Consider the following 13,545-nt stretch of genomic DNA (forward strand, 5'->3'; position numbering starts at 1 on the left):
CGCAGCGTGCGGCGGTCCGGCGGAAAGGAGTATGCAAGCGCGGCGCGGGGCAGCCAAACACGGGGTGCGGGTCTGGCGACGTCTGGCAGAATCTGGCGGCGATCTACGGTTACTTTCCCGTTTGGCCGGCCGCCTCGAGGATCGGCCGCAGCATGGGTTGATCGCCGTGGATCCAGCGCGGGACGACCTTGCCGTTGATGTACATCAGCGGGCTGTTCTGGAGGCCAAGCGTTTGCGCGGCTTCGACGTCGGCGGTGATGGCGGCCGCAACGGCGGGGCTTTCCATCTCCGCGAAGAAGGCGTCCACATCGAAGCCGAGGGGCGGCAACGCGGCGCGGAGCGTGTCCGCGCTGAAGATTGCCTGATTCTGCATGAGCCAGTCGTGCAGTTTCCAGTAGCCGGCCACGTCGCCGAGGTGCGCGGCAGCCGCGGCGGCCTTCGCGGCGAGGCATGCCTGCGGATAGTCGGCGGACTTGGCGGCTGAGTTGCACGCCGGGTCGAGCGGATAGGCGTGGAACGTGTACTGTGCATCGGCACGGTCGTTGAGATAGCCGCGAATGATACTGTCGGCGAGGGCGGTGTTGGGCTGCTGGTAGTCGCCCCAGACGACGATCTGCACGCGGGCGTCAGTGGGGCCCCGGGTCCAGCGGCCGGTCGTGGGCAGCTCGCGCACGGACATCGACTGCCAGTCGGCGATGTAAGCCTCGCGGGCGGGCAGGGGGTGATCGTCCGTGGGGTACTTGGGCGGCAGGTTCGCCTGGCTGACCTGGTCGATGACCTTCGTCAGAGCGAGCGGCGCGGACCAGCCCTTGAACTCGTGGCCGTTGACGAACACCAGCGGGGTCGATCGCAGGCCGAGCGCGAAGCCTTCATCGATGTCGGCCTGCACGAGGATACGCGTCTCGTCACCGGTCATCAGGCGCTCGAATTCCGCGATGTCGTAGCCGAATTTCGTGAGGGCGGCGTGCAATTCGTCCGTGGTGAAGCGGCCGTTTTGATCGAAGAGCCAGTTGTGCATCTGCCAGAAGCCGTCGCTGCCGCGCAGCAGGCCGGCGGCTTCGGCGGCGCGCGCCGCGAGGCAGGCGCGTACGTGTGACCGGTCCCCGGCGTGCGGGTTGCAGTCGGCGTCGGCCGGCCAGTGCTTGACCGAGAAGGAAACTTCCGGGTGTTTCTCCAACAGGGCGCGCAGCTCCAGCTCGAGCAGGTGGCAGCCTTTGCACTGGTAGTCCATGAAGATCACGATGCGGATGGCGGCGGGCAACGGTCCGAGCCGATAGCGGCCGACGAACCCGCGCCCGGGCTGGCTCTCGGTCGGGGTTGAAGTGGGCTGGGTCGCAGGGGCGGATGTCGTGGGAGGCGCAGTGACCGGTACCGATGTCGGTTGCGAGGCCGCGGCGAGGATCGCTTCGCCAGACGCGCGGGCCTGCGCCTCGGCGGTCTCACGGGCGACCGCGCGCCAACGCGTTTCGACCCCGACGAGCGCGAGGGTGGCGACGATGAACATCACCGGCAGAAAGGCGAGGCTGCGCACTGTGCCGCGCCCGCGGCGGGTCGCGAACTCCATCAGCAGCCAGAACGCGATGTTGCCAAGGTGGGTTGCGAGGCAGTACGGGCACATGTATTCGCCGACAATCATGACGGCGGTGAAGCCCAGCGAGACCAGCACACCAAGGCGGATGGTCCAGCGCGCCGCGCTGGGCACGCCACGTCGCCAGGTGAACCAGGCGACGAGCAGACCGAGGAAATACGCCAGGCCGAGGTGTGAGTTGGGCCAGCCGATGATGGGCACGCGTCCCCAGAAGCTTTCGGTGGCGCGCTGGCAGGGGCTCCCGGGGCCGCACCCGGGGATGCTGAGGCCGCTGACGTGTTCGATGACGAGCATGAGTGCGGCGCCGGCGGCCAGCGCGAGGAGGATGGCGCCGGCAACGAGAACGGCAGGTCGAACAAGTGGGCTGGAATCGCTTACGGCCTGGGTGTCGGGCTCGGCTCGCGTCACGGGTCACCTACGTTGACTGCCGCGCATGCGGCGGGTTGCGGGGCATTATAGCTGCTGGGCGGCGGCCGTCAGCGCACGTGTGGCGATGGTCCGCAGCCGGCGCAGATTGACCCGATCGAAGTCACGGCCGCGGGCGTCCAGGCCCTTGGGCGTTTCCAGGATCATGGGCAGTCCCAGAAAGCGCCGATCGCCGAGCACATTGCGAAACGCCGCGGTGCCGAGCTGCCCGCGGCCGATGTGCGCATGCCGGTCGCGGTGCGCACCGCAGTCGCCCTGGCAGTCATTGAGATGCCAGCAGCGGATGCGGTCGAGCCCGATGGAGCGGGCCGCGGCGGCGATCGTGGCGGCGTATGCGTCTGGCTGGCGTATGTCGTAGCCGGCGGCGAAGACGTGGCAGGTGTCGACGCAGACGCCGACGCGGTGTGGCTCCTGCACGCGCGTGATGATGGCCGCGAGCTCGTCGAACGTACGGCCGAGCGCGGTGCCTTGGCCGGCGGTGGTCTCGAGCAGCGGCATGGTCCGCAGATCGGGGTGCGTGTCGAAAATGCGATTCAGTGCGGCGGCGACCCGGTCGAGCGCGCGGGCGGTGGAGCTGTCGCCGGCAGCGCCGGGGTGCACCACCAGATACGGGATATTCAGGGCCTGGCAGCGCAGGAGTTCTTCGGCGAACGCGTTCCGACTGCGGGCGTACAGCGTCCGGTTCGACGAGGCGAGATTGACCAGGTAGGTCGCATGGGCGACCACGGGGCCGAATCCGGATTGCGCGTGCAGACGGTGCCAGCGCTCGACGTCGTCCGGCGCGAGCGGTGCGGCCCGCCATTGGCGCTGGTTCTTCACGAAGACCTGCACGGTAGCGCAGCCCAGCGCGTGGGCCGCTTCCAGCGCGTGATGCACCCCCCCGGCGATGGACAGGTGGGCGCCGAAGCGGTGCCGCGGCGGCGCGGCGGCAGGGCGAGCTGCGCCTTTGACGAGCGGCATGGGCACCTGTCTAATAGTCTCCGTGCGGGCCGTCAAACGTGAAAGGAACGCGGGTTACCCGTGCATGCGGAACGCCTCATTCTAGCCTCCGCGAGCCCGCGCCGCCGAGAGCTGTTGGCGCAGGTCTACCCGGCGTTCGACGTCGAGGTGTGCGCGCTGGCGGAGCCGACGCTGCGGTCGGAGCCGGTGTCGCCGAAGCAGTGGGCGGAGGCGCTGGCGTACTACAAGGCGCGGAGCGTGGCGGAGCGGTTTCCGGAGCGTTGGGTGCTCGGGGCGGACACGCTGGTGGTGTGCGGCGGCCGGGTGCTGGGCAAGGCACGGGATGCGGCGGAGGCCCGCCAGATGCTGGAATGGCAGGCGCGGGAGCCGAGCGACGTGATCACAGGCGTGTGCCTGCTCCGGCATGGCCGGCAGCGGAAACGGCTGGCGCAGGTGGAGACGACGCGCGTCTGGATGCGGGACGACCCGATGGAACGCGAGGCGTACGTTGCCAAAGGGGATTGGGAGGGCAAGGCGGGGGCCTACGGCATTCAGGATGTTGGGGATCGGTTGGTCGCGCGGATTGAAGGAAGCTTCTCGAACGTGGTGGGTCTGCCGCTGGAGCTCGTGGCCCGGATGCTGGCGCACGTAGGTCTGGTGGTGCGGACGCGGGCGGGCCCGGGCGGCTGATAAAGTCTGGCCCCTGTGCGCCTTGGCGTGGTATGATGTCGGACACGTGAATCGACGCGCAGGGCGGGCCGATACCACGGCTGATCGGTCGGCGCATGCGCGTGGGTGCGGCCGGCGTACCCGGCCAAAGCCTGGTCGGAGCAGTGAGCGACAGGCGGTGCGATGCCCTCGAAACTGGACACAGCTCTCGGCGAGTACCTCAAGCAGATCAAGTCCTATGCGCTGCTGACGGCCGAGGAAGAGCGTGCACTGGCGATGCAGATCCGCGCGCGGGCCGAGGCGGAGCAGCGCCTGGCGGGGGGGGAGATCAGCGTGGCGGAATACGAGCGCGCCCAGCGCAAAGCGGCCGAGGCGCGCGACCGGATGATCCAGGCCAACCTGCGGCTCGTCATCAGCGTCGCGAAGAACTTCCGCAACCGGGGCCTGCCGATGGAGGACCTCGTCAACGAGGGCAACGTCGGCCTGATGAACGCCGTGGATCGCTACGACCCCGACGTCGGGTCGCGCTTCAGCACGTACGCCGGGTACTGGATTGATCAGGCCATCCGCCGGGCGGTGCAGAACGCACAGCAGATGATCCACATTCCCAGCTACCTGATGGAGAACATCGGGAAGATGCGGCTGGCGATGCGGGAGCTGGAAGAGCAACTGGGCCGGCCACCGACGATGGCCGAGCTGTCGCAACACATGGACATCACGCCGCGGAAGGCGGGCGCGATTTCGATGGCGATCAAGGCGTGTACGTCGCGCATGCAGGGCAGCACGACGGTCGATGGCGAGAACACGCTGAACGAGGCACTGGAGGACACGCGGACGCCGCCGCCGTTTGACGCGATCTTCACGGCGTCGGATTCGGAGTTCGTGTCGCGGATGCTGGAGCGGATCACGGACCGGGAGGCGTTGATTCTCCAGTTGCGATACGGATTGAGCGATCGGCGGGGGAAGCGGATGACATTGAAGGAAATTGGGGAGAAGGTCGGCCTGACGCGGGAGCGCGTGCGTCAGATCGAGCGGGAGGCGAAGCGGAAGCTCGAGGAGTATGTGAAGGAATACATGTAGCCGCCGGGATCCACGACGGCCAGACCCCCAAGCTGTAGAACGGCGCGGGGGTCTTTTTATAGAATGATGCGGGTGGCTGGGTAAGGCGGCGGGAGCGTTTGATGCGCCGGTACCGCTGTGCGATTTGCGAACGCGAGGTGGAGTACGACGGTCCGCTGCCGTCGCTGTACCCGTTCTGCAGCGCGCGCTGCAAGTGGGTGGACCTGGGCCGATGGCTCCAGGGGGAGTACACGATCGATCGGGACGTGACGCCGGAGGAAGTTGCGGACTCGAAGCCGAATGACCCCTCGGCGGATAGCTGACGGCTCAGTGCTTGAAGTGGCGCGTGCCGGTGAAGATCATCGTGACGCCGCGCTCGTTGCAGGCGGCAATCACGTCGGCGTCGCGTTTGCTGCCGCCGGGCTGGATGAGGGCGGTTACGCCGGCGTCGATCAGGATGTCGGGGCCGTCGCGGAAGGGGAAGAAGGCATCCGAGGCGGCGACGGCGCCCTGCAACTGTTCGGCGTGGCCGTTTTCGCGCGCGAGCCAGGTCGCGATGCGGCAGCTCATGACGCGGCTCATCTGTCCGGCGCCGTTGCCGAGGAGCGTGCCGTCGCGGCAGATGGTGATCGCGTTGCTCTTGGTGTGCTTGCAGACGAGCCAGGCGAGGCGCAGGTCGTCCATCTGCGCGTCGTCGGGCCGACGCTGCGTGACGACGTGCCACTGGTCCTCGTTCAGGCCGATGAGGTCACGTGTCTGGACGAGCATCCCGCCGGCGATGCGCTTGTAGTCGAGTTCATTCGGATCGGGCTCGACATCCATGTCGCCGACGGCGAGCAGGCGGACGCGCTGGCCCCAGTCTTTCTTCGGCTTGCCCTCGACCTCGCCGCGGATGATCCGCACGGCTTCGTCGTCGAACGAGGGTGCGAGCCAGACTTCGACGAAGAAGCCGCCGGGGGCGTAGGGTGCGCCGGCGTCCTTGAGCGGCTTGCCGAAGTGGGCGTAGGTCTCCAGGACGACTTCGGCAAACACGGGCGTGACGGGGAAGTTGACGGCGAGAATTCCGCCCATGGCGGCGTTTGGGTCGCCGAGGTACGCGCGGCGGTAGGCTTCAATGGGGTCGGCGTCGATGGCGGCGCCGCAGGCGTTGGTGTGCTTGATGAAGCAGACGGCGGGGGGAGCACAACGCTCTGCTTTGTCGGGAGAACAACCCTCCGGTTCACGAGGAGAGCAAACCTCTGGTTTGCTGCTCGAGGAGGGGAAAATGCCAACCTCCGGTTTGCCGGACGCTGCCGCGCCGGCGCCCCTCGCGGTCCGTGGGTCTTCCCGTACGGGCATCCCGATGCCGATGCCCAGTACATCGAGCGCGTACCACCACTTGTATTCTCCGGGTGTTGCCGCGAGCCCCTCTTTGACGACGTTTTCCGCGAGGTACCGGTACTTCTCCGCCAGGTCGTTCTCGCTGCGAATCCACCGGTCGAACGACTCGCGGGTCCAGACTTGCCCGGTGCCGCCCCGCCCCTGTGAAATCTCCCGGCCGCTGAAGCCCTTAATGCTCTTGAGCAGGGCCGAGAGGTTGTAGAACTCGCCTGGGTGCTCGGGAATCTCACGTGGGGCCAGGATCGCGTGCACATGATCGCGCATCACGACCGCGGCCAGCAGATCCACGCGCGTTCCGTCCCAGTGTCGCAGAGCGGCCATCGCGATGTCGCGCTCCGCCGGCTGGAGGTCGCCGATAGCGGATGAGAACGTGATCCAGTAGGTGGCGCCGGGGCGCTGCCAGTGCGGGAGGTTGCGGCGCTGCAGGAGGTCGTCGTTGATACTGTCGAACAGGACCCGGCGGGACAATTGAGATTCCGCCGTTTCGGGGGGCTGGGATGTGCCTTGGGCAGCAAAGCGGAGCTTTGCTGTCCCCGCCCCGGTAGCAAAGCGGAGCTTTGCTCTCCCCATGCCCGTCCGCGTCAGTTCGGCGCAGAGCTCGAACGCGGCGGTGGCGTCCACGTAGTTGTTGAACGACATCTCCGTCGCGTTTGTGTTCAGGCCAAAGCCTGCCCACGGCAAAGTGCGAGGCCGCCAATGTCCTAGCGACTGATGGGAGTCAGCATCGGGCTCTGGCCCACTGGCCGGAACACAGACCGAACCCGTCTGGATGGGGTTCTCGCCATAGCGCAGGTCACACGCCGCGCGGAGGTGCACCGCGGTCGCGCGGCCGTCGGTCAGCCAGGCGGTGATGCGTGCGTCATACCGGCTGACGAGTTCAAACGCGAGCCACGCATAGTCTCTCCGCACTTTGTCCCACCCCTCGTTGGTGAGCCCGTCTCCACGTAGCCACGTCAGTACATGGTTGCAGTCCTCCGGATTGGACAGTACCAGCACATGCTTGTGGTTCTTCGCCGCCGCGCGGAGGAGGCAGGGGCCGCCGATGTCGATCATTTCGATCGCTTCGGCGAACGTGCATTCCGGCCTGGCGATCGTCTTCTCGAACGGGTACAGGTTCACGACCACCATGTCGATCGGCTCGATGCCCTGCTCCTTGAGCTGCCGCATGTGCTCGGGGTTGTCGCGGTCGGCGAGGATCGCCGCGTGGATCTTCGGATGCAGCGTCTTGACCCGCCCGTCCATCATCTCCGGGAAGCCGGTCACTTCCTCCACCAGCGTCACCGGCAGGCCGGCGTCCTTCAGCACTTTCGCGGTGCCGCCGGTGGAAATCAGCTCGGTGCCGAATTCGTCGTGCAGCGCGCGGGCGAACTCGACGAGACCAGTCTTGTCGTACACGCTCAATAACGCCCGGCGGGGCTCGCGCACGTCACTCATGCGATCTCCCAGAAAGCACACGGGCCGCCGCAGCGGGCAGCCCGTGGAAGTCCAACATGCAGCGCACCATGCGGCGGGCTTCGCCGCCGTGGATCATTCCGGCTTGCTCCCGGGCCTGAATTCCTGGGAGACCTTGGAGCGGCCGCCGCTCACGGGCCCGAGCCGCTCGGTGACGAGCCGGTCGACGGGCTTGGCTGCCGGCTGCGTCGTCGGGCGCGACGTCGCGCCCGCGTCGGCGGTGCGCGGCGGCTGCAGCGCGGCGAGGATTTCTTCCTTGCTTAGCGGCGTCACGCCCACGGGCCGGGCGCAGAACAGGCGGCCATCCGGACCGGCGACGTAGACCGTTTCAGCTTCAGGGGCGGGCAGGCCGAGCGTCAGTCCGTCCGCGGGAATGTCCATGACCGGGGTGCCGTCCCCGACGTTCAGGACGGCAACGGTGCCGTCGCGCGTCAGGACGTAGGCGCGGTCCTTGTGAACCGTGAGCAGCGTGCGGCCGTTGGGCAGCTTCCAGCGAATGCGCTTGTCGGTCTCGCCAATCGTCTGGCTATCGATGGCGACGAGGCCGTCGGCGGGCGTGTACTGGTATACCATGTCGGGCGTGAGGACCGGGGCCTCATACAGCGGCCCGGACAGGCGCGCCCGCCAGCGTATATTGCCGAAGTTCAGGTCCAGCAGGTAGAGCGAGTAATCGCGCGAGGCGACGAACACGCCGCGCTCGTCCACGACGAGGTCCGCCGTGATCTGGTCGTATGTGGATGTCTGCCAGCGAAAGGTCTTGTTCTCACGCGTGCAGGCGTAGACCGCGCCGGCGTCGTTCGCGAAGTAGATCGTGTCCGCGCGGATCGTCGGCGTGGAGTTGACCGCACCGCTCGTCACGAGCCGCCAGTCCAGGTAATGCGTCCGCGCGTCGAAAGCGTACAGCCGATGGTCGACGCCGCCGAGGAAGATCCGTGCGCCATCGCTCACCGGCGCGCCGCCGGCCGGAAAACGCAGGTCGGTGCGGATGAGCGGTTCGCCGGTGCGGCGGTTGTAGACCTGGAGGTCGCTGGGGGTGACGAAGATGACCTGCTCGCCGGCGTGGCAGGGCCGGCGGACGGGGTAGCCCGAGCGGGTGATCTGACGGACCCAACGGAGGACGCCGGTGGGGGCGTGGACGGCGAAGACGTAGCCGTCCTGAGTGCCGGCGTAGAGCTGGTCATCGATGAGGTAGACGGTCTGAATGGTCTGGTCGGGTTCGAGCAGGAGCTGGAGCTGCCAGTACTTGACCAGGCCGGCGTTGGCGAGCGGGACCGGCGGGATGAAGTCCTGGGCCAGGGCGGAGGAGCAGGGCAGGATGGCCAACGTCCAAAGACAGAACTGGATACGCTGCATGGGGGTATCCCAGAACTACGGTCGCCAACGCGGGCGGGCGCCCACCGGTTGGCGCCCTCGTCGCGCAAGGTAACAACCGCGGGCAGCGTAGTCGGGAGGGGGGATTCCGTCAACGGGCGAGCGGGATGGCTTGCGTCGCGGGGAGGGGCGTTTTATTCTGCACCCCATCGGGCGGAGCCCGACCCGCGCCCGGACCTCCGGGTGGCGAGCGCAAGGCATGGTGGCCTGCTTCAGGCAGAAAAGGAGAAGACGATGACGATGGCGCGGCGGATGACGGTCGGGGTGGGCGGGCTCGTGGTGTTGCTGCTGGTGGCGGGGTGCCAAAACCCCGATGCGTTGCGGATCCAGGCGTTGCAGGAGCAGATTGGAAAGCTGCAGCAGGAGAACGACGACCTGCGGTCGCGGTTGGCGCAGGCGATCAGCGAGCGTGACCAGGCGCGGAACCGCGTCGCGGCCCTGGAGCGTGAAAACGCGGACTTGCGCGCCCAGTTGGCGTCCAAGCCGCCGGCGGTCGAGTTGCCAGATGACTGGAAGCGATCCGGTCCGTATGCCTGGACCGAGTTGAGCACGGATTTCCTGTTCGATTCGGGCAAGGCGACGTTGCGGTCGGCCGCGCGGGCGAAGCTGCAGCAGGTCGTGAACGACATCAATGCGCGGTTCCCGAACGATGCCATCTGGGTGCTTGGTCACACGGACACCGACCCGATCAAACAGACCAAGAATCTCTGGACGGACAACCTGGATCTGAGCTGCAACCGCGGCATGACGGTTTATCGCGAGCTGATGAACCTGGGTATCAGCCCCAGCCGCATGATGGCCGGTGGCCAGGGTGAGTACTTCCCGATTGCCACGAACTCGACGCGGGCCGGCAAGCAGCAGAATCGCCGCGTCGAAATCATCGCGGTCCCGCCGCGTGGCGCGCCTGAGACGGGCGGCACGGTGACCCCGTTCGACAGCACGACTCCATAGCCGGCGCCGAACCGGATCGTCTTCGCGTCCGGGCGTGTTCCGGGCGTTGCAGCGCCGCGGCGTGAGAAGCCCGCTCGTCTGTGCGAGCGGGTTCTCGCGCCGCCGGCGCGTTGCGGGGTGTGCGGTATGGACGTTCTGCCCGCCATCGATCTGTTGGGTGGCAAGTGTGTGCGCCTGGTGCAGGGGCGCTATGACCGCGTGATCGACTACGAGAGCGATCCGCTGGAAGTGGCACGGCAGTTTCGCAGCGCGGGGGCGCAGTGGCTGCACGTGGTCGACCTGGACGGGGCGCGCAACGGGCGAATCGAAAACCTCGCCATTCTGGAGCAGATCGTCAAGGAGACCGGCGCCCACGTGCAGTTCGGCGGCGGGGTGCGCGACGAATTCGCGATCAACGCGGCGCTGCGCGCCGGAGCCCAGCGCGTCATCGTTGGCACCCGGGCGCTGGAGGACTGGAACTGGTTCGAAGCGGTCGTGCACCATCCAGAGTACGCGCGGCGGATCGCGCTGGGGCTGGACGCCCGCTTGGGCAAGCTGGCCGTGCATGCGTGGACCCACGAAACGGAGCAAACGGCGGTCGATGTGGCCCGGGCGACGGCGGGCTGGCCGCTGGCCGCGCTCGTCTACACGGACATCGCGTATGACGGGCTGCTGCTGGGGCCGAACCTGCAGGCGATCGAGAAACTGGCGGCGGCGTCGCCGTCGGTGGTGATCGCGTCGGGCGGCGTATCCGACCTGGAGGACGTCCGGCGGCTGGCACAGATGAAGCTCGCCGGCATCGTCATCGGGCGGGCGATTTACGAGCACGCGATCGACCTGAAGGAAGCCTTCGCGGCGGCGGGGTAGTCGGGGGCAGCACAGGGGCCAAGCTGCGCCGTGATTGGAGGACCGACCTCCGGTCGAGCGTCTTCCGACTCGGCCGAGCGGAGATCGGTCCCCCGAGCGCGGGGCGGAAGGCTCCGACCAAGGCGGTCAGGCCGCGGGCAGGGCGCCTTCGCGCGGGTTGTCCAGGCCGCAGGCGCTGGCCAGGGCGGCGAGCTGGATTTCGCGCAGGGGTTCACTGGCGAGGTTACGCATGCGGCCGAGGATGTATGCCCGGCAGACCCGGACGTGGTAGAGCGGCTGGCCGCCGGGACCGGCGAGGCGGATCAGGCCTTTTTGTTGGCGGAGCCAGGACAGGGAGCGGCGAAACCAGCGCGCGGCTTCGTCGGGGGTCATGAGTTCCTGGGCGATTTCGGTCATGGGATTTCCCTCCGGAGCGGCCGGTGGCGCGGTCCGCCAAGCGAAGTGTACCCGCGCCGGGGGCTGAAGTCAAGAACGTCTAGAAATACTATTCGCCGGGCGGCGGCACCACGCGCCCGTAGGCCACGCGCTGGCCATCCTTGCCGCGCAGCTCGATCACGTCCGGCTGGCCCGCCTGGCCGGGACGCCAGGCCAGCAACCGCTGCGGAAGCCAGCGGGCGTGCTCCGGGGCCAGCTCGACCTGCCGGGACTCGAAGAGCACCGTGGCGCCGCTGAGTCGCCAGGTGCCGGTGGCGAACTCCGCCGGCTCGACGGGTGTGCCGTCGGGGTCGGAGACCGAGAGGCGGAACGTGCGGTCTGCGCTGAGCGTCAGCTCGCGGCGGAGGGGGGCAGTCGTGACGAGGGAAGGCGAGCCGGGGCGGGCCTGAAGGAGGGCGGGGTCCTCGCGCCAGGTTCCAACGAGCGTCTGGCGCGAGAGGGTGCCCGGATCCGAGCCGCCGCAACCGGCGAGAAGGATGGCCGGCAACAGGACGCCGGCCAAGGGTGCCGTGCGGGTGCAACAACGCATGCGCTCCTCCGTGCGAAGTCATATAGTAGCACGGGAATAGGGGGGTTGGGTGAAGGTGGGTCGGAAGAGGGTGGCCTGGAGGCGGGTGCTTGGGAGGAGGGGTGGTACGGAGACGGGGTGGTACGGGCGCCCCGCCTGTCTGTTTGACGGGCAAGATGCCCGTATCACCTTGGGGCGGGTTGCGATAAACGTAGTTCAAGGCGATGATTGGGGCGCACATGCGGCGCGCACGTTGCGGGCGCGAAATGCGCGGCTACACTCAGAGTTGATCATGAGACTTCCGGCGTGCCCATCCATGCTGGCCCAGAGCGACTTCACCACGGTCGGGTGGCTGCTGATCGTGGCGACGGGGATCGCACTCGCGATCCTCGTGCTCACACACCTGATCGGGCCCAAGCGGCGCGGCCCCGTCAAAGACGCCACGTATGAATCGGGCATGGAACCGATCGGCGACACACGCCGGCGGTTCAACGTGCGGTTCTACCTCATTGCCGTTCTGTTCCTCATCTTCGACGTCGAAATCGTGTTCCTGTATCCGTGGGCGATCCTCTTTCCGCGGCTGCGCGGCCCGGAACACCAGGAATGGGCCCAGCCGCTGCTGGACGCCGGTTACACGCCGGCGTACCTGCTCGGCGCGATCGGCGTCTTCTTCGCCCTCCTGCTCGTCGGCTTCATCTACGAATGGCGAAGGGGGGTGTTCAGGTGGAATTGAAACGGACCGCCGAGGTGACCAGCGTGGCGACCGGCGGGCCTGATTTCGCCGTGACGCGTCTGGATTACCTCGTGGACGGCATCAAGCGCTACGGCCTGAACTGGGTCCGGCGGAACAGCCTGTGGCCCATGCCGTTCGCGACCGCATGCTGCGGGATCGAACTGATGGCAACCGGGGCCAGTCGGTATGACGTGGCGCGCTTCGGCTCCGAGGCCATGCGGTTTACGCCGCGGCAGTGCGATTTACTGATTTGTGCCGGGCGGGTCGTGATGAAGATGATGCCGGTACTGCAGAAGATCTACGTGCAGATGACCGAGCCGAAGTGGGTGATCTCGATGGGGGCGTGTGCCTCGACCGGCGGCGTGTTCGACACGTACGCGGTGGTGCAGGGCATTGACCAATTCCTGCCGGTGGATGTGTACGTGCCCGGTTGTCCGCCGCGGCCGGAGACGCTGCTGGAGGGTATCATGCTCATCCAGCAGATCGTGACGGAGGACGGCGTGAAGACGAGTCGGGAGCGCGGGCGGGGGTTGGGGCTGACGGTGCAGCCGCCGCGGCAACGAGTCGAGCTGGGGGCGGGCTTTGGAGGGGGGAGCTAAGCGCATGGCGACCGCGGAGGCTGTGCAGGCGCTGCAGGCGAGTTTCCCCGAGTTGAATCTGGTGGCCCGGCCGCTCGTGACATATCGCGACGGACGGGAATCGGACCAGCTCTGCGTGCGCGTACCGGCGGAGCGGATGCTCGATGTGCTGCGGTTCCTGTATCGAGATTCGCGGACGAAGTTCGAGCAGCTCTGCGATCTGACGTGCGTGGATTACTTGAACTACCCGGGCGCCGAGGACCGGTTCGGCGTCGTGTATGCGCTGCTGAGCCTGACGCACAATCACCGGCTGTGGGTGAAGGTGTTTGTGAACGACCCGCACCCGGAGCTGCCGTCGGTGACGTCGATCTGGCGCGGGGCGGAGTGGCCGGAGCGCGAAGTGTACGACATGTTCGGCATCCGCTTCAGCGGTCATCCGGACCTGCGGAGAATCCTGATGCCGCAGAACTTTGAGGACTTTCCGCTGCGGAAGGACTATCCGTTGACGGGGAAAGGCGAACGCGAGGATTTCGAGGTTGTGCGACGGGATACGGCTTGAGGATCACCACCAGAGCACGAAGGCACTAGGAAGACCTGAGTCAGGAATTCG

14 protein-coding genes are annotated in these 13,545 nt (G+C 67.4%); 8 read left to right on the top strand and 6 right to left on the bottom strand.

What is annotated here, in order from left to right:
• Positions 1-109: 109 nt before the first annotated feature.
• The gene (locus KA383_17070) at positions 110-1,996 is read right to left on the bottom strand and encodes a DsbA family protein (GenBank protein ID MBP7747831.1); all 1,887 of its coding nucleotides are present in this window, start codon (positions 1,994-1,996) and stop codon (positions 110-112) included.
• A 45-nt stretch (positions 1,997-2,041) separates the two neighbouring features.
• Positions 2,042-2,974 (bottom strand): deoxyribonuclease IV, encoded by a 933-nt coding sequence (locus KA383_17075; GenBank protein MBP7747832.1) that lies wholly within the window; start codon positions 2,972-2,974, stop codon positions 2,042-2,044.
• 60 nt (positions 2,975-3,034) lie between these two features.
• Here KA383_17075 and maf point away from each other — a divergent pair, with 60 nt between their 5' ends.
• From maf to yacG, 3 genes are all read left to right on the top strand, one after another.
• Positions 3,035-3,643 carry a septum formation protein Maf gene (maf, locus tag KA383_17080; protein MBP7747833.1) on the top strand — a complete coding sequence of 203 codons (609 nt, stop codon included), beginning with the start codon at positions 3,035-3,037 and terminating at the stop codon, positions 3,641-3,643.
• 162 nt (positions 3,644-3,805) lie between these two features.
• Positions 3,806-4,702: a sigma-70 family RNA polymerase sigma factor gene (locus KA383_17085; protein ID MBP7747834.1), complete on the top strand. Its 897-nt coding sequence runs from the start codon at positions 3,806-3,808 to the stop codon at positions 4,700-4,702.
• A 101-nt stretch (positions 4,703-4,803) separates the two neighbouring features.
• Positions 4,804-5,004, top strand: coding sequence for a DNA gyrase inhibitor YacG (yacG, locus tag KA383_17090; GenBank protein MBP7747835.1), 201 nt, complete (start codon positions 4,804-4,806; stop codon positions 5,002-5,004).
• A 4-nt stretch (positions 5,005-5,008) separates the two neighbouring features.
• On the opposite strand, the gene KA383_17095 is transcribed toward yacG, so the two are convergent.
• Both KA383_17095 and KA383_17100 read right to left on the bottom strand, forming a co-directional pair.
• On the bottom strand, positions 5,009-7,495 hold the full coding sequence (locus KA383_17095; GenBank protein MBP7747836.1) for a hypothetical protein: 2,487 nt from the start codon (positions 7,493-7,495) through the stop codon (positions 5,009-5,011).
• A 93-nt stretch (positions 7,496-7,588) separates the two neighbouring features.
• Positions 7,589-8,866: a PQQ-binding-like beta-propeller repeat protein gene (locus KA383_17100; GenBank protein MBP7747837.1), complete on the bottom strand. Its 1,278-nt coding sequence runs from the start codon at positions 8,864-8,866 to the stop codon at positions 7,589-7,591.
• Between the two features lie 252 nt (positions 8,867-9,118).
• Between KA383_17100 and KA383_17105 the strand changes: the two genes are divergently transcribed.
• Both KA383_17105 and hisA read left to right on the top strand, forming a co-directional pair.
• The gene (locus KA383_17105; protein MBP7747838.1) at positions 9,119-9,835 is read left to right on the top strand and encodes an OmpA family protein; all 717 of its coding nucleotides are present in this window, start codon (positions 9,119-9,121) and stop codon (positions 9,833-9,835) included.
• A gap of 126 nt (positions 9,836-9,961) precedes the next feature.
• Positions 9,962-10,681, top strand: a complete 720-nt coding sequence (hisA, locus tag KA383_17110) for a 1-(5-phosphoribosyl)-5-[(5-phosphoribosylamino)methylideneamino]imidazole-4-carboxamide isomerase (GenBank protein ID MBP7747839.1) — start codon at positions 9,962-9,964, stop codon at positions 10,679-10,681.
• A gap of 126 nt (positions 10,682-10,807) precedes the next feature.
• Here the strand turns inward: hisA and KA383_17115 are convergent, their stop codons facing one another.
• Together KA383_17115 and KA383_17120 are read right to left on the bottom strand one after the other, a co-directional pair.
• Positions 10,808-11,077, bottom strand: a complete 270-nt coding sequence (locus KA383_17115) for a hypothetical protein (GenBank protein ID MBP7747840.1) — start codon at positions 11,075-11,077, stop codon at positions 10,808-10,810.
• A gap of 88 nt (positions 11,078-11,165) precedes the next feature.
• Positions 11,166-11,645 (bottom strand): hypothetical protein, encoded by a 480-nt coding sequence (locus tag KA383_17120; protein MBP7747841.1) that lies wholly within the window; start codon positions 11,643-11,645, stop codon positions 11,166-11,168.
• Between the two features lie 295 nt (positions 11,646-11,940).
• Between KA383_17120 and KA383_17125 the strand changes: the two genes are divergently transcribed.
• From KA383_17125 to KA383_17135, 3 genes are read left to right on the top strand one after another with little or no spacing between them, the layout of a single operon-like run.
• Entirely contained in the window at positions 11,941-12,357 is a 417-nt protein-coding gene (locus tag KA383_17125; protein MBP7747842.1) for an NADH-quinone oxidoreductase subunit A, read from the top strand.
• The gene (nuoB, locus tag KA383_17130; GenBank protein MBP7747843.1) at positions 12,327-12,956 is read left to right on the top strand and encodes an NADH-quinone oxidoreductase subunit NuoB; all 630 of its coding nucleotides are present in this window, start codon (positions 12,327-12,329) and stop codon (positions 12,954-12,956) included. The genes KA383_17125 and nuoB overlap by 31 nt, the downstream gene beginning before the upstream one ends.
• A gap of 4 nt (positions 12,957-12,960) precedes the next feature.
• Positions 12,961-13,494, top strand: a complete 534-nt coding sequence (locus KA383_17135; protein ID MBP7747844.1) for an NADH-quinone oxidoreductase subunit C — start codon at positions 12,961-12,963, stop codon at positions 13,492-13,494.
• The last annotated feature ends 51 nt before the right edge of the window (positions 13,495-13,545 follow it).

The sequence above is a fragment of the Phycisphaerae bacterium genome, assembly GCA_017999985.1.
GTDB lineage: Bacteria > Planctomycetota > Phycisphaerae > UBA1845 > Fen-1342 > JAGNKU01.

What these genes read in the sequence shown, in the direction of transcription:
- nuoB (MBP7747843.1), top strand. Translation starts at nt 12,327, where the DNA reads ATGGCGAAGGGGGGTGTTCAGGTGGAATTGAAACGGACCGCCGAGGTG.
- KA383_17115 (MBP7747840.1), bottom strand. Translation starts at nt 11,077, where the DNA reads ATGACCGAAATCGCCCAGGAACTCATGACCCCCGACGAAGCCGCGCGC.
- KA383_17105 (MBP7747838.1), top strand. Translation starts at nt 9,119, where the DNA reads ATGACGATGGCGCGGCGGATGACGGTCGGGGTGGGCGGGCTCGTGGTG.
- KA383_17095 (MBP7747836.1), bottom strand. Translation starts at nt 7,495, where the DNA reads ATGAGTGACGTGCGCGAGCCCCGCCGGGCGTTATTGAGCGTGTACGAC.
- KA383_17135 (MBP7747844.1), top strand. Translation starts at nt 12,961, where the DNA reads ATGGCGACCGCGGAGGCTGTGCAGGCGCTGCAGGCGAGTTTCCCCGAG.
- KA383_17100 (MBP7747837.1), bottom strand. Translation starts at nt 8,866, where the DNA reads ATGCAGCGTATCCAGTTCTGTCTTTGGACGTTGGCCATCCTGCCCTGC.
- KA383_17120 (MBP7747841.1), bottom strand. Translation starts at nt 11,645, where the DNA reads ATGCGTTGTTGCACCCGCACGGCACCCTTGGCCGGCGTCCTGTTGCCG.
- KA383_17085 (MBP7747834.1), top strand. Translation starts at nt 3,806, where the DNA reads ATGCCCTCGAAACTGGACACAGCTCTCGGCGAGTACCTCAAGCAGATC.
- hisA (MBP7747839.1), top strand. Translation starts at nt 9,962, where the DNA reads ATGGACGTTCTGCCCGCCATCGATCTGTTGGGTGGCAAGTGTGTGCGC.
- KA383_17075 (MBP7747832.1), bottom strand. Translation starts at nt 2,974, where the DNA reads ATGCCGCTCGTCAAAGGCGCAGCTCGCCCTGCCGCCGCGCCGCCGCGG.
- yacG (MBP7747835.1), top strand. Translation starts at nt 4,804, where the DNA reads ATGCGCCGGTACCGCTGTGCGATTTGCGAACGCGAGGTGGAGTACGAC.
- KA383_17125 (MBP7747842.1), top strand. Translation starts at nt 11,941, where the DNA reads ATGCTGGCCCAGAGCGACTTCACCACGGTCGGGTGGCTGCTGATCGTG.